15 protein-coding genes are annotated in these 18,750 nt (G+C 71.2%); 10 read left to right on the top strand and 5 right to left on the bottom strand.

The window, feature by feature from the left end:
• Window positions 1-2: 2 nt before the first annotated feature.
• From MCHLDSM_RS24110 to MCHLDSM_RS24095, 4 genes are read right to left on the bottom strand one after another with little or no spacing between them, the layout of a single operon-like run.
• A complete protein-coding gene (locus MCHLDSM_RS24110; RefSeq protein WP_048472322.1) occupies window positions 3-1,388 on the bottom strand; it encodes an aspartate aminotransferase family protein in 1,386 nt (461 codons plus the stop codon).
• 28 nt (window positions 1,389-1,416) lie between these two features.
• On the bottom strand, window positions 1,417-2,841 hold the full coding sequence (locus MCHLDSM_RS24105; protein ID WP_048472931.1) for a WS/DGAT/MGAT family O-acyltransferase: 1,425 nt from the start codon (window positions 2,839-2,841) through the stop codon (window positions 1,417-1,419).
• A 22-nt stretch (window positions 2,842-2,863) separates the two neighbouring features.
• Window positions 2,864-4,330 carry a protein adenylyltransferase SelO gene (locus MCHLDSM_RS24100; protein ID WP_048472321.1) on the bottom strand — a complete coding sequence of 489 codons (1,467 nt, stop codon included), beginning with the start codon at window positions 4,328-4,330 and terminating at the stop codon, window positions 2,864-2,866.
• 9 nt (window positions 4,331-4,339) lie between these two features.
• Complete coding sequence (locus MCHLDSM_RS24095; RefSeq protein WP_048472320.1) at window positions 4,340-5,500, bottom strand: hypothetical protein; 1,161 nt, start codon at window positions 5,498-5,500, stop codon at window positions 4,340-4,342.
• A gap of 182 nt (window positions 5,501-5,682) precedes the next feature.
• Here MCHLDSM_RS24095 and MCHLDSM_RS24090 point away from each other — a divergent pair, with 182 nt between their 5' ends.
• The 4 genes from MCHLDSM_RS24090 to hrpA are packed head-to-tail and all read left to right on the top strand — an operon-like array spanning window position 5,683 to window position 11,324.
• Window positions 5,683-6,576: a mycobacterial-type methylenetetrahydrofolate reductase gene (locus tag MCHLDSM_RS24090; RefSeq protein ID WP_048472930.1), complete on the top strand. Its 894-nt coding sequence runs from the start codon at window positions 5,683-5,685 to the stop codon at window positions 6,574-6,576.
• 42 nt (window positions 6,577-6,618) lie between these two features.
• Window positions 6,619-7,080, top strand: a complete 462-nt coding sequence (locus MCHLDSM_RS24085) for a hypothetical protein (RefSeq protein WP_063840653.1) — start codon at window positions 6,619-6,621, stop codon at window positions 7,078-7,080.
• Window positions 7,043-7,402 carry a VOC family protein gene (locus MCHLDSM_RS24080; RefSeq protein ID WP_231507979.1) on the top strand — a complete coding sequence of 120 codons (360 nt, stop codon included), beginning with the start codon at window positions 7,043-7,045 and terminating at the stop codon, window positions 7,400-7,402. Before MCHLDSM_RS24085 ends, MCHLDSM_RS24080 begins: the two co-directional genes overlap by 38 nt.
• Window position 7,403: 1 nt before the next feature.
• Window positions 7,404-11,324 (top strand): ATP-dependent RNA helicase HrpA, encoded by a 3,921-nt coding sequence (gene hrpA / locus MCHLDSM_RS24075; RefSeq protein WP_048472318.1) that lies wholly within the window; start codon window positions 7,404-7,406, stop codon window positions 11,322-11,324.
• Window positions 11,325-11,339: 15 nt separating this feature from the next.
• Here the strand turns inward: hrpA and MCHLDSM_RS24070 are convergent, their stop codons facing one another.
• Complete coding sequence (locus MCHLDSM_RS24070) at window positions 11,340-13,025, bottom strand: helix-turn-helix domain-containing protein (RefSeq protein ID WP_048472317.1); 1,686 nt, start codon at window positions 13,023-13,025, stop codon at window positions 11,340-11,342.
• Window positions 13,026-13,125: 100 nt separating this feature from the next.
• Between MCHLDSM_RS24070 and MCHLDSM_RS24065 the strand changes: the two genes are divergently transcribed.
• Genes MCHLDSM_RS24065 through MCHLDSM_RS24040 form a run of 6 tightly spaced genes read left to right on the top strand, consistent with a single transcriptional unit; the run spans window position 13,126 to window position 18,739 of the window.
• On the top strand, window positions 13,126-14,175 hold the full coding sequence (locus MCHLDSM_RS24065; protein ID WP_048472316.1) for an ABC transporter substrate-binding protein: 1,050 nt from the start codon (window positions 13,126-13,128) through the stop codon (window positions 14,173-14,175).
• A complete protein-coding gene (locus tag MCHLDSM_RS24060) occupies window positions 14,172-14,999 on the top strand; it encodes an ABC transporter permease (RefSeq protein WP_048472315.1) in 828 nt (275 codons plus the stop codon). The genes MCHLDSM_RS24065 and MCHLDSM_RS24060 overlap by 4 nt, the downstream gene beginning before the upstream one ends.
• Window positions 14,996-15,784: an ABC transporter permease gene (locus tag MCHLDSM_RS24055; protein ID WP_048472314.1), complete on the top strand. Its 789-nt coding sequence runs from the start codon at window positions 14,996-14,998 to the stop codon at window positions 15,782-15,784. The genes MCHLDSM_RS24060 and MCHLDSM_RS24055 overlap by 4 nt, the downstream gene beginning before the upstream one ends.
• Window positions 15,785-15,799: 15 nt before the next feature.
• A complete protein-coding gene (locus MCHLDSM_RS24050) occupies window positions 15,800-16,546 on the top strand; it encodes an ABC transporter ATP-binding protein (RefSeq protein ID WP_048420214.1) in 747 nt (248 codons plus the stop codon).
• Window positions 16,543-17,529, top strand: a complete 987-nt coding sequence (locus tag MCHLDSM_RS24045; RefSeq protein ID WP_048472313.1) for an amidohydrolase family protein — start codon at window positions 16,543-16,545, stop codon at window positions 17,527-17,529. The genes MCHLDSM_RS24050 and MCHLDSM_RS24045 overlap by 4 nt, the downstream gene beginning before the upstream one ends.
• Window positions 17,522-18,739, top strand: a complete 1,218-nt coding sequence (locus tag MCHLDSM_RS24040) for an FAD binding domain-containing protein (RefSeq protein ID WP_048472312.1) — start codon at window positions 17,522-17,524, stop codon at window positions 18,737-18,739. Before MCHLDSM_RS24045 ends, MCHLDSM_RS24040 begins: the two co-directional genes overlap by 8 nt.
• Window positions 18,740-18,750 lie beyond the last annotated feature (11 nt).

Here is an 18,750-nt window from a genome sequence, read left to right as displayed (position 1 = left end):
GACTATCCCAGGGCGGCGTCGGCCACGTCGAGGGCACGGTCGAGGATCGCCACGCCCTCGCGGGCCTGCTCCTCGGTGACGATGCACGGCGGCACCACATGGATGCGGTTGTAGTTCGCGAACGGCAGCAGACCCAGCTTCTTACACTCGGCGATCACCGAATTCATTGCCGCGCTGGAACTTCCGTACGGCGCCAGCGGCTCGCGGGTGTCCGGATCGGCGACCAGTTCGACGGCCCAGAACACCCCGGCGCCGCGGACCTCGCCCACGCTGCGGTGCCGTGCCGCGACCTCACGCAACGCGGGGCCGAGCACCTCGGCGCCGATGCGGGCCGCGTTCTCGACGATGCCCTCCTCGGCCATCGCGGTGATCGTCGCCACCGCGGCGGCCGTCGCGAGCGGATGCCCCGAATAGGTCAGCCCACCGGGGTAGGCGCGGTGGTCGAACGTCTCGGCGATGTGCGGGCTGATCGCCACGCCGCCCAGCGGCACATAGCCAGAGTTGACGCCCTTGGCGAAGGTCAGCAGATCGGGGGTGACGTCGAAATGGTCGATGGCGAACCACTTTCCGCTCCGGCCGAAGCCCGACATCACCTCGTCGGCGATGTAGACGATGCCGTACTCGTCGCACAGCTCCCGCACCCCGGCGAGATATCCCGGCGGCGGCACCATGATGCCCGCGGTGCCGGGGATGGACTCCAGGATGATCGCCGCGATCGTCGACGGGCCCTCCATCCGGATGAGGTCGCGCAGGTGCGCGAGCGCCCGCTCGCTCTCCTCCTCCTCGGTGGTGGCGTGGAACTGCGAGCGGTACAGGAACGGCCCGAAGAAGTGCACGACGCCGGCGTTGCCGTGGTCGTTGGGCCAGCGCCGCGGGTCACCGGTGAGGTTGATCGCGGTCTCGGTGCCGCCGTGGTAGGAGCGGTAGCGGGCCAGCACCTTGTAGCGGCCGGTGTGCAGGCGCGCCATCCGCACGGCGTGCTCGACGGCGTCCGCGCCGCCGTTGGTGAAGAAGATCTTGTTCAGGTCACCGGGCGTGCGCTCGGCGACCAGGCGGGCCGCCTCGGAGCGGGCCGCGTTGGCGTGCTGCGGCGCCACCGTGCACAGCTTGGCGGCCTGCTCGGCGATCGCGGCGACGACCTTGGGGTGCTGGTGACCGATGTTGGTGTTCACCAGCATCGACGAGAAGTCGAGCAGGCGGTTGCCCTCGCCGTCCCAGACGTGGCAGCCCTCGGACGCGGTGATCGTCATCGGCGCGATCTCGGCCTGCGCCGACCACGAGTGGAACACGTGCGCCCGGTCGAGTTCGTAGGCGCGCGCGGCCTCGGCCCGGGCTTCGTCGCGGGTCAGGCCGTTGGGCAGCGTGGCGGTGTCGTCGATCAGAGTCATGGTTGTTCTCTCCGGGGTCGGGCGGGCATCAACTGTCGGAAGCCTTTTCGAGCGCGGCGAGCGCCTCGCCGCTGTAGACGGCCAGGCGCTGCAGGTGCGGCAGCCGGTCGCGGCAGCCGACGAACCCGAAGTTCATGGTGTCGGCGTAGCTCTGCAGGGTGATGTTCAGCGCCATGCCGTGGATCGGGATCGACACCGGATAGGTGGCCTCCAGCCGGGAACCGTTGAACCACAACGGTTCCCGCGGACCCGGCACATTGGACACGCACAGGTTGAACGTGTAGGGCCACGGCGTCTGCATGCCGGTCAGCGCGCCGGCGATCTGGCCGCCCGCCGGCGCCAGCAGCGCGGCGCTGTAGGCGATGATGGCCGTCGGCGACATCGTCTGCAGCTGCGCCTTCGCCGCCCTCGTCGCCGCGGTGATCACCTCGAGCCGCTCCACCGGGTCGGCGATGTCGGTGCCCATCGGCGCCAGGATCGCGCCCACCGCGTTGCCGCCGCCGTCGTCGCCCTTGGGCCGGACGTTGACGGGCAGGAACGCGATCAGCGAGCGGTCCGGCAGCTCGTCGATCTCGGCCAGGAACGTCCGCAGCCCGCCGCCCAGGATCGCCAGCGCGACGTCGTTGATGGTCGCCCCGTGCTGGGAGCTCAGCTTCTTGAGCCGGTCGAAGTCGTACTGCTGAGTGGCGAAGCGCCGGTTGCGGCTGATGCGCGCGTTGAGGATGCTGTGCGGCGCCGACGCCGAACCCGAGATCTGGGCGTACTCGCCGTCGCGCCGGATCTGCGTGTTCACCACGGCCGTGGCCAGGTCGACCGCTGAGCTCACTCCGCCGGTGACCGTCGAGGAGAGCCCGCCGAGCGCCCGCAGCGTCGAGGCGATCGGATTGACCGTCTCGGTGCTGGGGAGCGGGCGCTTGCGTTCGGGCAGCGGCACATTGAAGAACAGCCGGGTGTCGCGCGACTCGGCGTCGGTGGACAGGCTGCGGCTGAGCATGCGCATCGCGCTGTAGCCGTCGACGAGCGCGTGGTGGATCTTGAGATACAGCGCGAAGCGGCCGCCCTCGAGCCCCTCGATCACGTGCAGTTCCCACGGCGGCCGGGTCAGGTCGAGGTGGTTGCTGTGCAGCCGCGACACCAGGATGCCCAGCTCGCGTTCGTCACCGGGGCTCGGCAGCGCGGACCGGCGCACGTGGTAGTCGAAGTCGAAGTCCTTGTCGACCACCCAGCTGTGCAGCGGGCTGAACTGCAGCCGGGGGTGGGCGAGCTTCAGGTTCCACGGCCGGGTCACCTCGCGCTCCCGTGCGTCGGCGATCATCTGGCGCAGATACTCGACCGTCGCATTGGGGGGCGGGGTGAACGGCAACAGGCCGGCCACATGCATCTTCGAACTCGACGTCTCGCCGTAGATGAACAGCAGATCCTGCAGGCCGAGCCTGGCACTGTTGGCGCTCACGTCGCCACGGTACGCGGTGAGCTCAGGTCCCACAGAAGGTTCTGAACCCGGCGGAGAACTCCTCCCGGCCCGGTTCGGCGTAGCGCTGCAGACCGGGCCGTTCCTCGAACGGGGACCGCACCGCGTCCAGCAGCGCGCGCAGCGGGCCGAGCTCGCCGTCCGTCGCCGCGGTCAGCGCCTCCTCCACGAGATGGTTGCGCGGGATGTAGATCGGGTTGACCGCGTCCATCGCGGCCGGATCCGGTCCGAGCTCGCGCCAGCGGGCCAGCCAGGCGTCGAACGCGACGAGGTCGACGAACTCACCGCGCACGGGCTCGGCGTCACCGCGGGCCGCCGCCGCCAGCCGCCGGTAGAACGACGTGTGGTCGACCCGGCTCTGCTGCATCTGGCCCAGCAGATCGGCCACCAACGCGTCGGCCTGCTCGGCCGCGGCGCCGGGGATCCCGAGTTTGGCGCGTATGCCGTCGGCCCAGCGCTGTTCGTAGCGGGTCCGGAACCTGCCGAGGGACTCCTCGGCCATCGCGACCGCGGTCTCGGTGTCCTCCGGGTCCTCGGCGAACAGCGGCAGCAGCGCCTCGGCGAACCGCGCCAGGTTCCACAGGGCGATCGCCGGCTGGTTGCCGTAGGCGTAACGGCCCATGCTGTCGATCGAACTGAACACCGTCTGCGGATCGAAGGCCTCCATGAACGCGCACGGCCCGTAGTCGATGGTCTCGCCGGAGATCGTCATGTTGTCGGTGTTCATCACACCGTGCACGAAGCCGACCAGCATCCACTGGGCGATCAGGTCGGCCTGCACCTCGGTGACGGCCTCGAGCAGCGCGCGGTAGGGCTGATCGCCGTCCGCGGCGTCCGGGTGGTGCCGTGCGATCGCGTAGTCGGCCACGCGCCGCAGCACACCGAGGTCGCCGGTGTGGCCGGCGACCAGCGACGCGTACTGGAAGCTGCCGACCCGCAGATGACTCGACGCGACGCGCGCCAGCACCGCCCCGGGCAGTTCCGTGTCGCGGTAGACCGGGCGGCCGGTGGCCACCACGGCCAGCGAGCGGGTGGTCGGGATGCCCAGTGCGTGCATCGCCTCGCTGATCACGTACTCGCGCAGCATCGGGCCGACCGCGGCCAGCCCGTCGCCGCCGCGGGCGAACGGGGTGCGGCCGGACCCCTTCAGATGCAGATCGCGCACCCGCCCGTCGGCGTCGGCGAGCTCGCCCAGCAGCAGCGCCCGCCCGTCACCCAGCCGCGGGACGAAACCGCCGAACTGGTGCCCGGCGTACGCCTGCGCCACCGGTGTCGCGCCGGCCGGGACCTCGGTGCCGGCCAGCAGGCCCAGGCCCTCCGGGCTGCGCAGCCACGCCGGATCCAGACCCAACTCGCCGGCCAGCGGCTCGTTGAGCACCAGCAGGGTCGGATTCGGCGCCTGCTCGGCCTGCCAGCGCACCGCCAGCTCCGGAAGGTCACGCACGAACGTGTCCTGCAGCGCGATGCTCATCTGTTCAGCCTACGGAGAGGGTTCGATGACGGCGATGGCGTCGACGTCGTCCTTGATCGGGATGCGGCGCGCACTCTCCTCGAACACCAGCGCGCCCGCCGGCTCGGTGTAGCCGTCGCTGTGCGGCAGGATCAGCGCCCGCTGCCCGGGCGTGACCTCGGCGGTCTGCAGCGCCGACGTGGGTGGTGAGACCTGTGCGATCTGCTGCCCGGCGAGCTGCCAGACGACCGGAGGATCGAGTTGCGGCTGCCCGCACCGCCACGTCGTGAGGCTGAGCTTCGGTGCGCCCTCGTTCGGCCACCAGAGCTTGGTGATCCGGGAGCCCGCGGTGGGGTCGGCGCCGGCGACGTCGAAGGTCTGCTGGTTGCCGTCGGCGTCGGACTGCACGACCGCCGCGGTGCCGCACGCATCCCCGGTGGCGCGGTACAGCGCGTAGGCCAGGGCGGCGCCGTCCGGGCTCAGCCGCGCCACCGCCACCGGGCTGTTGGCGTCGGCCTGCCCCAGCGAGGTCGGCGCCCCCGGGCCGCGCACGGCGTACAGCGTGTCCGGGCCGCCGAACGGCGTGGGCGCCCCCTCGACCCGCGCGAGGACCGCGGTGCCGCCGCGCGCCACGATCAGCCGAGGGTCGCCGGCCTGCGGCACCGGCGGCAGGTCGACGGTCTGCATCACCTGCGGCGTCGCCGCGGCATCGGACAGGTCGAGCCGCATCAACCGGTTGGGTTGCTCCCACCACACGATCGCGCTACCGCCGGCGGTGCCCAGCGCGGGCCCCACCGGAATCTGGCGGGTGGCGCCGCGCCGGTTGCGCACGTCGATGGTCGCCAACTGGTTGTCGACGGTCCGCGCGAACACGAAGCGGCCGTCCTCGGTGCTGAGCAGATCGTTGGACGGGGTGAACGCGCCCGACGCGGTCGCGATCACGCTCGTGCCCTCGACGACGCCGATCTCGTCGGCGGCGCGGTACGCCAGCAACGGACCGGCCAGCCCCGGGGGCGGTGCGGTGGTGGTGGGGTCGAACGGCGACGACGGCTTGGTGCCCGAGGTTCCCGACGTCGTGGTCGACCCCGGTGGCGACTGGAGCCCGGTGCAGGCCGCGGCCAGGACGGCGACGAGCCCGAGCAGCACGAGGGTGACAGCGACGGTGACAGGGTGACGGGACGGATTTCTCATAGGGATCTGGGCTCCATGTAAGCGGAAAACGCGGCGGCGGTGGGCCGCGGGGTGGTGCGCGGCGCGCTCGACCGGGGGTGGCTCGGTATGGTGATTGCTCGCCGGCGGTGGGGGAATCGCGGGCTGACGAGCTGCGTCGGCCGGCCGCCGGGACCTGTGATCTGTAGATGTGGAGCAACGCTGTGAGCCTGAACACCATCGCTCTCGAGTTGGTGCCGCCGAACGTCGACCGGGGACGTGAGCAGGCCCTCGAGGACGCCGAGAAGGTGCTGCGGTGTTCGGCGGAGGCGGGGGTCGGCGGCCGGGTCCGGCACGTGATGATCCCCGGGATGATCGAGGAGGACGACGATCGTCCGCTCGAGATGAAGCCGAAGCTCGACGTGCTGGAGTTCTGGAAGATGATCCAGCCGGAGCTGCCCGGTGTCCGGGGGTTGTGCACCCAGGTGACCGCGTTCATGGACGAACCGACGCTGCGGGCCCGGCTGACCGAACTCGGCGGCAGCGGTTTCGACGGCATCGCATTCGTCGGTGTGCCCCGTACGCTGAACGACGGTGAAGGCTCCGGCGTGGCGCCCACCGACGCGTTGACGATGTTCGACGAGGTCGTCGCCAACCGCGGCGTCATCCTCATCCCGACCCGTGAGGGCGAGCAGGGCCGTTTCACCTTCAAGTGTGACCGCGGCGCCACCTACGGCATGACGCAGCTGCTGTACTCCGACACGATCGTCGACTTCCTCACCCAGTTCGCCGCGACCACCGAGCACCGGCCCGAGATCCTGCTGTCGTTCGGTTTCGTGCCCGCCGTGGAGACCCAGGTCGGTCTGATCAACTGGCTGATCCAGGATCCGGGCAACGCCGCCGTCGCCGCCGAACAGGACTTCGTGAAGAGGCTGGCCGGTGCGGAACCGGTGGAACGCCGCAAGCTGATGGTCGACCTGTACAAGCGGGTGGTCGACGGGGTCGGGGAGCTCGGATTCCCGTTGAGCGTGCACTTCGAGGCGACCTACGGCGTCAACACCCCGGCGTTCCAGACCTTCGCCGAGATGCTGGCGCACTGGGCGCCCGACCGCGGCTGACGTTCGCGCTGAGTTTTCGGCCCCGGTGCGGTCTACTGGGGTATGAGCAGGCCGATCGTCGCCTGGGCCGCCGCGCTGCTGGCCGTGGGTTCGGCTGTGCTGCACGGCGGTTCCCTGCCCGGAGTGACGAGCCCGTGGCTGGCCGCGCTGACCGTGGCGATGGTCGCCGGATGCCTGTTCTGCGCCTACGAGCTGCTGACCCGCGACACCGTGCGGGCGTGGGTGCTGGTCGCGGTGATGAATCTGGCGATGATCGGTGCGCACCTGCCGATGCCGGCCGGTCACCACCATGGCGGTCTCGGGGCGGCCGGCGCCGCCTCCCTGCATCCGGCCACGGTCGTGGCGGTGCTCGAGGTCGCGCTCGCCGCGGCCGTGCTGTTCCTGCGTACCCGAGCGCTCGCGCCGACCGTCGGCGCAGCGTGCCAGAGTGGACCCCATGACCTCGGCGCATCTCCCGGTCGGCAGGTTGGGCGCAACCTCGATCGACTGCCCGAATCCGGCTGAGCTCGCGGACTTCTACGCCGCGCTGCTCGGCATGCGGCGCGTCGTCGAGACGCCCGACGGCGGCGTCGTCGCGATCACTGACGGCGCGGCGATCCTGGCGTTGATGCGGGTCGATCCCTACGTGGCGCCGACGTGGCCCGCGGGGGACCGCCCGCAGCAGATGCACCTCGATGTGTCGGTCGACGACCTGGACCGGGCCGTGGCGGCCGCCGAAGGGCTCGGCGCGCGCCAGGCCCCGGAGCAGCCGCAGCCCGCGCTGTGGCGGGTGATGCTCGACCCGGCCGGCCACCCGTTCTGTCTGACGACGGTGGGCGCCGCCTGACATGCCCGATTCGACCTCCGCCGAGGTGCGTGCGCTGCGCGCACGGCTGGACGGCCTGACGATCCGCGACGCGGCGCGGCTGGGCCGCACGCTGCGCACGGTGCGCTCGCCCGACGCCGCCAAGCTCGAGCGGCTGACCCGGCAGTTCGCGACCGCCGAGGCGCTGGTCGCCACCCGGGAGGCCGCGGTGCCGGCCATCAGTTATCCGGATCTGCCGGTCAGCGAGCGGCGCGACGACATCGCGGCCGCGATCGCCGCCCATCAGGTGGTGATCGTGGCGGGGGAGACCGGCTCGGGCAAGACCACGCAGCTGCCGAAGATCTGTCTGGAACTGGGCCGCGGCATCCGCGGCACGATCGGTCACACCCAGCCTCGCCGGCTGGCCGCGCGCACGGTCGCCCAGCGCATCGCCGACGAACTGGGCACCCCGCTGGGGGAGGCGGTGGGCTACACCGTGCGGTTCACCGATCAGGCGAGCGATCGCACGCTGGTCAAGCTGATGACCGACGGCATCCTGCTCGCCGACATCCAGCGCGACCGCCGGTTGCTGCGCTACGACACGCTGATCATCGACGAGGCCCACGAGCGCAGCCTGAACATCGACTTCCTGCTGGGCTATCTGCGCCAGCTGCTGCCGCGCCGGCCCGACCTGAAGGTGATCGTCACCTCCGCGACCATCGAGCCGCAGCGGTTCGCGGCCCATTTCGGTGGGGCGCCCATCCTCGAGGTGAGCGGCCGCACCTATCCCGTCGAAATCCGTTACCGCCCTTTGGAAGTGCCGGTGGTGACCGACGGCCGTGATGGGTCTGGGGATCCGGACGACCCCGACCACGAGGTGGTCCGCACCGAACTGCGCGACCCGACGGAGGCGATCGTCGACGCCGTGCACGAACTCGCCGCCGAACCGCCCGGCGACGTGCTGGTGTTCCTGTCGGGCGAACGCGAGATCCGCGATACCGCCGAGGCCCTGCGGGCCGACCTGGGCGAGCAGACCGAGGTGCTGCCGCTGTACGCGCGGCTGCCCACCGCCGAACAGCAGAAGGTGTTCTCTCCCAGCCGTTCCCGGCGGCGCGTCGTGCTGGCCACCAACGTCGCCGAGACGTCGCTGACCGTGCCCGGCATCCGCTACGTCGTCGACCCGGGTACCGCGCGGATCTCCCGCTACAGCCGCCGCACCAAGGTGCAGCGGCTGCCCATCGAACCGATCTCCCAGGCGTCGGCCGCGCAGCGCGCCGGCCGCTCGGGGCGTACCGCGCCGGGGGTGTGCATCCGGCTGTACTCCGAAGAGGATTTCGCCTCGCGGCCCCGCTACACCGATCCGGAGATCCTGCGCACCAACCTCGCCGCGGTGATCCTGCAGATGGCTGCGCTCGGCTTCGGCGACATCGAGGGATTCGGGTTCCTCGACCCGCCCGACGCGCGCAGCATCCGCGACGGCATCGCGCTGCTGACCGAACTGGGTGCGTTCACCGACGGTGAGTTGACCCCGCTGGGCCGCCGGCTCGCCCAGATCCCGGTCGACCCGCGGCTGGGCCGGATGATCCTGCAGGCCGAGACCGAGGGCTGTGTGCGCGAGATGCTGGTGCTCGCCGCGGCGCTGTCGATCCCCGATCCGCGTGAACGGCCCACCGACAAGGAGGAGGCGGCCCGTCAGAAGCACGCGCGGTTCGCCGACGAGCACTCCGATTTCGTGTCGTTCCTGAACCTGTGGCGGTATCTGGGTGAGCAGCGAAAAGAGCGCTCCGGCAGCTCCTTTCGACGGATGTGCCGCGAAGAGTTCCTGCACTACCTGCGGATCCGGGAGTGGCAGGACCTGGTCGGGCAGCTGCGGTCCATCTGCCGCGACCTGGGCATCACCGAGTCCGACGAGCCGGCCGACGCGGCCCGCGTGCACGCGGCTCTGACGGCCGGGCTGCTGTCACACGTCGGGATGCGCGACGAAACGAAGGGACGTGACTCCCGGGAGTTCCAGGGCGCGCGCAACGCCCGCTTCGTGCTGGCGCCCGGTTCGGTGCTGACCCGCCGGCCGCCGCGCTGGGTGGTGGTGGCCGACCTCGTCGAGACCAGCCGGCTCTACGGCAGGACCGCCGCGCGCATCGACCCGGAGACCGTCGAACGGGTGGCCGGACATCTGGTGCAGCGCAGTCACAGTGAGCCGCACTGGGATGCCGAGCGCGGCGCGGTGATGGCCTACGAGCGGGTGACGCTCTACGGGCTGCCGCTGGTGGCCCGGCGCCGGGTCGGGTACGCCCAGATCGACCCTCCGGTCGCGCGGGAACTGTTCATCCGGCACGCCCTGGTGGAGCAGGACTGGCGCACCCGGCACCACTTCTTCGCCGACAACGCCCGGCTGCGCGGCGAACTGGCCGAACTCGAGGAGCGGGCCCGCCGCCGCGATCTGCTCGTCGGCGACGACGAGATCTTCGCGTTCTACGACGCCAGGATCCCCGCCGACGTGGTGTCGGCCCGCCACTTCGACGGGTGGTGGCGCAAGCAGCGGCACCGCACGCCCGACCTTTTGACCATGACGCGGGATGATCTGCTGCGCAACGACTCCGGCGCCGAGCAGCCCGACGCCTGGGAGGCCGGCGACCTCGCGCTGCCGCTCAGCTACCGCTACGACCCGGGCGCCGACGACGACGGTGTCACGGTGCACGTCCCCGTCGACGTGCTGGCCCGCCTCGGCGGCGACGATTTCGCCTGGCAGGTGCCCGCGCTGCGGGAGGAACTGCTCACCGCGCTGATCCGGTCACTGCCCAAGGATCTGCGCCGCAACTTCGTGCCCGCGCCGGACACCGCGCGGGCACTGCTGGCCTCGATCACCCCCGACAGCGGGCCGCTGCTCGATGCGGTGCAGCGGGAATTGCGCAGGCGCACCGGCATTCTGGTGCCGATCGACGCGTTCGATCTGGAGAAGATCCCGCCGCACCTGCGGGTGACGTTCGCGGTCGAGGGCGGCGACGGTGCGGTCGTCGCGCGCGGGAAGGATCTCGGTGCGCTGCAGCGCACGCTCGCGGCACCGGCCCGCGACGCCGTCGCCGCCGCTGCCGGGGACCTGGAACGCAGCGGGTTGCGTACCTGGCCCGACATCGACGAACTGCCGCGGGTGGTCGAGCGGCAGGGCGCGTCCGGGCACACGGTGCGGGGGTACCCGGCGCTGGTTGACGACCGGACGTCGGTGTCGGTGAAGGTCTTTCCCACCGAGGCCGAACAGGCGGTCGCGGCGCCGGCGGGGACGCGGCGGCTGGTGCGCCTGGCCGGCCCGTCGGTGACCAAGGCCGTGGAGAAGGCGCTCGACACCCGGACCCGGCTCACGCTGGGCAGCAATCCAGACGGATCGCTGACGGCGCTGGTCGACGATTGCGCCGACGCCGCGATGCAGGTGCTGGTGCCTCAAACGGTCTGGCGCCGTGCGGAATTCGAGCAGGCCCGGGCACGGGCGGCCGAGGCGCTGGTGCCCACCACCCTCGACGTGCTGCGGCGCGCCGGGAAGGTGATCGCCGCGCTGCACGACGTGCAGCTCGCCCTGCCCGACACCCCCACCGCGGCGCAGGCCGCCGCGATCGCCGACATCCGCGACCAGCTCGCCCGTCTGGTGCCTCCCGGTTTCGTGGCCGCGGCCGGAGCGTCACGGCTGGCCGACCTGACCCGCTACCTGATCGCGGTGAACCGGCGGCTGGAGCGGTTACCGCACGGGCTGGGCGCCGACCGGGAGCGGATGGACCGAGTGGCTGCCGTCCGCGACGCCTACGACGACGTCGTCTCCGCGCTGTCACCCGCGCGCGCCGCGGCCGACGACGTGCGCGACATCGCGTGGATGATCGAGGAATTGCGGGTGAGCCTGTGGGCCCAGCAGCTCGGCACCCCGCGCCCGGTCAGCGAGCAGAGGATCCACCGCGCCATCGACGCCCTCTCCCGCTGACCGGCGCGCAGGTGGTCAGCCCAGGGCGGCGATCCGGGCGACCGTCAGCGCCGAGGTGAGCTGCAGCAGGTCGGCGGGCCGGGACAGCTGCAGGCCGGTCAGCTCTTCGAGCCGGCGCATCCGCTGGGCCACGGTGTTGGGATGCAGGTGCAGCCGGGCCGCGGCGGCCCGCCGGTCCAGCCCCGTGTCGAGCACCACCCGCGCGGTGTCGAGCAGCTCGGTCGAGCGGTTGCGGTCGTACTCGGCGGCCCGGCCGAGCACCGACATCGCGAACTGCCGAAGCCGCTGCGGGTCACCGAGCTCGAGCAGCAGGTGATCGATCGTGATGTCGGTCAGGTCGATCACCGTCGACGCAGCGCGGTCGCCGGCCAGATCCAGTGCGCCGCGCAGGGTCCGGTACGTCGCGGGGAGTTCGTCGGCGCTCACCTCCGCCGACACCGCGGCGTGAGCGTGCTCGACGACGCCGGTGCCGGTGAGGTGATCGACCAGGCGCCGGGCGATCTCGACGGCGTGACCGGAGAAGCCCGTGGTCTTCGCGGCGGCGGGCCAGATCAGGACCAGGTCTCCCCGGTGCGCCGCGGACAGCGGCCGCGGTGCGGCGCGGGCGAAGAACCTGTCCGCGGCGCTCAGAAGACGCTCACTGTCCCTGGCGCGCAGCGCGATCAGCGTCTGCCCGCCCGTCAGGTCCCAGCCGAGCCGGCGGGCCCGCTCCAGGAACAGCGGCATGCCGGCCGCGTCGGAGCCGAGCAGATCGGCCACCAGCGAACCACGAAGGCGCTGTTCGACTTCGGCGGCTGTGCGGGCACGCAGCAGTTCCAGCGCGGTGACCACCGCGGCGTGCTCCATCGCCCGGACGTCGAGGCCGGAGAGCTCGGCGTCGGCGGCGAGTACGTGGATCCGCGCGACGGCGGCGCCGTCGAGGATCACGTCGGTCACCGTGGTGTCGTGGGTTTCGACTGCCGCATCCGCGGGCCAGCGCGCGGCGGCGAGCTGCTCGGCGTAGACGTCGGAGATGCGGACCGGGCGGTCGAGCAGCTCGGCCAGCGCCGACGCGACGCCGGCCACGCCCTCCCCGCGCAGCGCGGTCGCCGTGAGCAGGGTGTGCACCTCCTCGGCGCGTTGCAGTTCCCGGATGGTGGCCTGTTCGGTGGCGCGCAGCTGAGCCGTGCCGAGCGCGATGGCGACCTGGGTGGCGAGTGTGCTCACCAGCCCGATCTCGGCGCGGTCGAAGCGGTGCGGCTGAGCGAGATAACCGTTCAGCGCCCCGACCACGGCTCCGGCCCGCCGCAGCGGCACCGAGATCAGCGCCCGGTAGCCCTGTTCGTGCGCGACGCCGCTCCACGTGAAGTGGGGCATGCGGTCGATGTCCTCGACGGTCACCACCTCGCCGGTGCGGTAGGCGATGCTCGTCGGCGCCTCCTGCTCACCGCGCACGTCGAGCAGGATGGGTCGATCGGCGTTGACCTGGTCGACGTAGTCGCCGGACAGCCCGTGCGAGCCGACGATCGTCAGCGCCGTGCGGGAGGCATCGGGCAGGAAGACCGCGCAGAAGTCGTAGTCGAGCAGCGTGCACGCGGTCTGCGCCACCCGGTCGAGTACCGCCGCCACCGGTTCGTCGCCGCCGACGGCTTCCCCGATGTCGGCCAGCGCGCCGAGCCAGAACTCGAGCGGCCGCGCCGCATCCTGTGTCGTCGGTGACATAGGAATCAGAGTAAGTGTGTCTGTCAAGACATTGCATCGCATCGGCTCCCACCCGCACAGTGAGTGTCGTGACCGCGGTCACAGACCAAGGAGGTAGCCGGTGAGGCCCACGAATCGACCCTGGCGGCGGGTGACGCTCGCCGTCCTCGCCATCGCGACGCTCGTCCTGAGCACCGGGTGCTCAGCCGGGTTGGGCGGCCCGGCGTCGTCGCGCACGGCGCAAGACGGCGTCATCCGCTTCACGTTCGCGCCCGACCCGATCTGGGACTACATGAACGAGACCGGCGTCGTCGAGGCCTGGCAGCGAGAGACCGGCTACCGCATCGAGACCAGCGCCACGTGGGACGAGTTCGGGCTGTTCGCCGGCGGCCACGCCGACATCATCTCCACCGCCTCGTTCGAGGTGCCCGGCCTGGAAAAGCAGACGCGGCGCGAAACGGTGATCATCGGCCGGTACAACGCCGAACGCAGCCGCATCCTGGTCCGCGCCGACGATCCCGCCCAGTCCCTGGCGGATCTGCGGGGCAAACGCCTCGGGGTGTTCACCACGGTGTCGGGCACGCTCGTGTGGAGCGCGCTGGTCAAACGGATGCACGACATGAACCTCGTCGACGGCGACTTCGACGTGATCGTCGCCGACATCCAGAACCTGTCGAACCTGTTGGCGCGCGGCGAGATCGACGCCTGCATCTGCTACCCCGACCTGTCCGCCCGCGAACTGCGGGACGGCTCGGTGCGCCCGCTCTACGACGGGAAGTCCTCGGCCGACCTGTTCGCCGAGCTCGAGGCGCCCGGCCACGACGGCCCGATGGGCAACGTGTTCGTCGCCCGCAAGGACTGGGTGGACGCACACCCGGCCGAGGTGTCGGCCTTCCTCGACCTGTGGGACCGCGGCCTGGCCGAATGGCAGGCGCACCGCGACGAGATGATCGAACGCTATCCCCAGCACTTCGCGGTCGCCACGCCCGAGGACATCGCGTTCATGAAAGCTTATGTCGCCGAACATGACTGGGTGGTCGACGAGGTCCGCTTCGACCCGCAGTGGGCCGAGGACGAGAGCTCGATCTTCGACCTGATGCGGGAAACCGGCGTCATCGGCGACGACATCACCGATCCGAAGTTCCTGCCGACCCAAGGAGTCCAGCCGTGACCCAGACCGTCGCCCTGCCGGATACGCGGACCGCGCCGGCACCCGCCGGACGCCGTGCCCGCCGAGGCTCCGTCGCCACGGTGCGGTGGCTGGCGTCGGGCGCCGCGCTGCTGCTGGCCCTCGCGGGCTGGGCGGCCGTCGCCGCCTGGATCGACGATCCGATCGTCCCCCGGCCGGCCGGCGTGGCCGAGCAGGTGGTCGCGATCGTCGCCTCCGGTGAGGCGCTGACCAACTTCACGGCCAGCATCGCCAAGATCGCCGCCGGCTTCGCGATCGCGATGGCGGGCGGTCTGGTGATCGGATTCGCCATGGGGCGTTCGACATTCATGACGTCCTACTTCTCGCTGCCGCTGTTCGTGCTCGGCAACATGCCGGGGCTGACCTACGCGGTGTTCGGGCTGCTGATCTTCGGCGTCGGCGCCGGCGGACCCATCGTGGTCTCAGCGCTGGTGGCGCTACCGTTCATCGCGATCAACGTCGCCGAGGGTGTGCGGTCGGTGGACGGCAAGCTGCTGTCGATGTGCCACGCCTTCGGGCGCAGTCGCACCGACGTGCTGCGGCACCTGTACCTGCCGGCCGTGACGACGTTCGTCTTCGCCGGCGTCCGGTACGGCTTCGCGATGGCGTGGAAGGTGGAGGCGCTGACGGAGGTGTTCGGCGCCAGCAGCGGCGTCGGCTTCATGATCCGCAAGGCCTACCAGGAATTCCGCGTCGACGACATGCTCGCGTGGACCGCGCTCTTCATCATCGCGATGGTGCTGATCGAACGCGGCCTGGCCGCGTTGGAGAACCGCTTCTTCGCCTGGCGGAAGGAACTCGTATGACCACCGTGACCGCTGCGCAGGCGTGGCGACACCAGCTGAAGGGCCAGACCCGTTCGGCCACCGCTGTTCTGGCCGCCGTCGCCACCATCCTGGCCGCCTGGCAGCTGGCGGTGGTCTTCGGCAACCGGGTGCCCTCGCTGACGGAGTCGGTGGCCCGGCTGGGCTCCGAGGCCGCCCTCGGGGAACTGTGGGGCAACCTGGCGATCAGCATGAACCGGTTCGTGCTCGGCCTGGCCGCCGCGCTGGTGGTGGGCGCGGCAATCGGTGTGCTGATGGGCCTGTCCCGGCTGGCCGATCTGGCGTTCTCCGACCTGACCGCCGCCGGCCTGGCGATCCCCGCGGTCATCTGGGCGCTGCTGACCACGATGTGGTTCGGCTTCGGCTGGCTCACCCCGGTGGTCACCGTGTTCCTGTCGGGCCTGCCGTTCGTGGTGGTCAACATCGCCAAGGCCACCCGCGCGGTGCCCGCCGACCTGGTGCTGATGGCGCGGTCGTTCGGGGTGTCGCGGCAACGGGTGCTGCGCGAGATCGTCGCCCCGGCCGTCGCCGGCTCCACGGTGGCCGCGGTGCGCTTCGCGATCATGAGCGCCTGGAACGGGCTGCTGCTCGCGGAGTGGTTCGGCTCCACCTCGGGGGTGGGCTGGCGGGCCCGCTACTGGTACGACGCCAACCAGCTCGACGGCTTCCTGGCCTGGGTGCTGGTGTTCATCCTGCTGCTGGTCGTCGCCGACCTGCTGATCCTCGGCCCCATCGAGCGCTACGCCACCCGCTGGCGCACCGTCTAGAAAGCGAGACAACCCATGGCTTCCATCGAAATCCAGAGTCTGGTCAAGGAATTCACCGACCGCCGCGGCGCCGTCACCCGGGTGATCGACGAGGTCGACCTGACCATATCCGGGGAGACGTTCGTCTCCGTGGTCGGCCCGTCGGGCAGCGGCAAGACCACGCTGCTCAACATCGTGTCCGGCATCGAGACGCACACCTCCGGCACGGTGGCGCTGCGCGCCGGAGCGCGCGACGCTCGCGTCGGCTACGTGTTCCAGGACCCGCGGCTGCTGCCCTGGCGCACCGTGATGGCCAACCTCGGTTTCGTCCAACACGAGCGCGACGGCTGGCAGGACCGGGCCCGGCACTACCTCGACCTGGTCGGGCTCAGCCACTGCGCCGACCGGTTCCCGGCGCAGCTCTCCGGCGGACAGCAGCAGCGCATCGGCATCGCCCGCGCGTTCGCCGTCGAACCCGACGTGCTGCTGATGGACGAACCCTTCAGCCACCTCGACGCGATGACGTCCCGCACGCTGCGCGAGCATCTCGAGCGGATCTGGCTCGAGTCGCGCCGCACGGTCATGTTCGTCACGCACGACGTCACCGAGGCGGTGCAGCTGTCCGACCGCATCGTGGTGCTCGCCCCCGGCGGCCGGGTGCACGAGATCATCGACGTCGACCTGCCCCGCCCGCGCCGCGCCTCCGATCCGGCGGTGGCGATCCTGCAGGCCGAGGTGCTGGCGCGGTTCGAGGCGCTCGAGGCGATGGGATCCGCGGCATGAGCCTGCGCCCCGGACCGATCGACGTCCACGCACACTGGTTGCCGCAGCACCTGTTCGGGCTCGCGCCCGGCTCCCCGCTGCCGCCGCTGCGCGACCACCACGGGGAACTGCACCTCGGCGACCTCCCGCTGTCCATCCGGACCGAGGCGATGAGCGACGTGACCCGGGTGCTCGCCGACACCGACGCCGCCGGCCTGGGCGCCCGCGTGCTGTCCGCGCCGCCGTTCGCGTTCCCGGTCGCCGAGGCCGACGGGATCGACGAGTTCGTCGGAACGTTCAACGACGACCTGGACAAAATCGGCCGCGACAGCGGCGGCCGGCTGATCGGTCTCGGCCTGGTGTCCCTGCATGACCCGGCGGCCGCCCGCAAGCAGATGGAGGCACTCGCCGGCACCGAGACGATCCGCGGCATCGCGGTACCGCCACTGCTGGGCACCACGTCGTTCGACGTCGCACCGATGCGCGAGATCCTCGGTTCTGCCGCAGAACTCGGCCTCGCGGTGCTGGTGCACCCGATGCAGCTGCCGCGGCCCGAATGGTCGTCGCACTACCTGGCCAACCTGATCGGCAACCCCGTCGAATCCGCCACCGCGGCAGCCGCTCTGACCCTCGGTGGCGTCCTCGACGACTACCCGTCGCTGCGGATCTGCCTGGTGCACGGCGGTGGCTGCGCGCCCGCGTTGGTCGGGCGCTGGGAGCACGGCTGGCAGCAGCGGGCCGACGTGCGTGGCACCGGGACCCGCCCGCCGCGACAGATGTTCGGCGAGTTGTGGTTCGACACGCTCACGCACGACGTGCCCACGCTGAATCTGCTGCGCGCGCAGGCGGATCCGGGTCGGCTGATGTGCGGCAGCGACTACCCGTTCGACATGGGCACCCCCGACCCTCTGCAGCTCCCGCACGCGGCGGGCATCGACGACGCCGCACTGGAGGCCAACGCCCGGGCGTTCCTCGGGCTCGACACAGGAGAGAACGATGAGTGAGACCGACAAGCACACGTGGAGCGGTCACCGGGCGCTCGTGATCGGCGGATCGATCGGCGGGCTGACCGCCGCGCTGCTGCTGCGGCGCCTCGGCTTCGACGTCGACGTCTACGAACGCACCCCGACCGACCTCGACGGGCGCGGCGGCGGCATCGTGCTGCAGCCCGACACCCTGCGGTGGTTCACCGAGTGCAGTGACCAGCACCCCGAAACGGTCAGTACGTCAACGCATTACGTCCAGTACCTGGGCCAGGACAACGCGCTGCTGCACCGCGAGAACGCGCCGTGGAGCTACACGTCGTGGGGCACGTTCTATCGCGCGCTGCTCGCCGACTTCGATCGTTGGGCAGGCACCGGGCACTACCACCTGGGCGAGTACGCCGCCGGGTTCGACCAGGACGCCGACTCCGTGCAGGTCCGGTTCGCCTCCGGCCGGCGGGAGACCGCCGACCTGGTGGTGTTCGCCGACGGCATCGGCTCGCCGAGTCGGCGGCGCATCGCGCCGGGATCGACGTTGGAGTACTCGGGCTACGTCGGCTGGCGCGGCACCGTGCCCGAGCGTGAGGTGTCCCCGGAGACGTTCGAGTTGCTGCACGACTCGATCACCTACAGCGTCGGGCCGCACACGCACATCAATGTCTACCCGATCCCGGCTCCCGGTGGCGGCCTGCGCGTCGGGGAACGGCTGCTCAACTACGTCTGGTACCGCAATGTGCCCGAAGGTCACCAGCTCGACGAGCTGATGACCGACAAGCGCGGGTTCGTCGCCGGGGTGTCACTGCATCCCGGGCAGGTGCAGGACCGGTTCATCGACGAGATGCGCTCGGCAGCAACAGAAGTGCTCGCACCCGCAGCGGCCGAGGTGGTGCTGCGCACCGAGGCGCCGTACCTGCAGGCCGTCTACGACGTGGGCGCCTCCCAGATGGCGATGGGGCGGGTGGCGCTCGTCGGCGACGCCGCCAGCGCGGCGCGCCCGCACGCGGCGGCCGGCACGGCCAAGGCCGCGGCGAACGCGTGGGCGCTGTACGACGCGCTGTCCGACAGCGCCGACATCGCCGAAGCGCTGGCCAAATGGGAGCCCGGCCAGCTGGAGCTCGCCCAGCGGCTGCTGCGGCGCGTCAAGGAGATGGGCACCCGTTCGCAGGTCGACTGCACCTGGGTGCCCGGCGACCCCGACAACCGGTTCGGCCTGTACGGCCCGGGCCGATAACCCCTCGAGGA

The sequence above is a fragment of the Mycolicibacterium chlorophenolicum genome, assembly GCF_001044235.1.
Lineage (GTDB): Bacteria > Actinomycetota > Actinomycetes > Mycobacteriales > Mycobacteriaceae > Mycobacterium > Mycobacterium chlorophenolicum.
The sequence above is the reverse complement of the archived record's forward strand: the minus strand, read 5'-3'. Positions and strand labels throughout refer to the sequence as shown.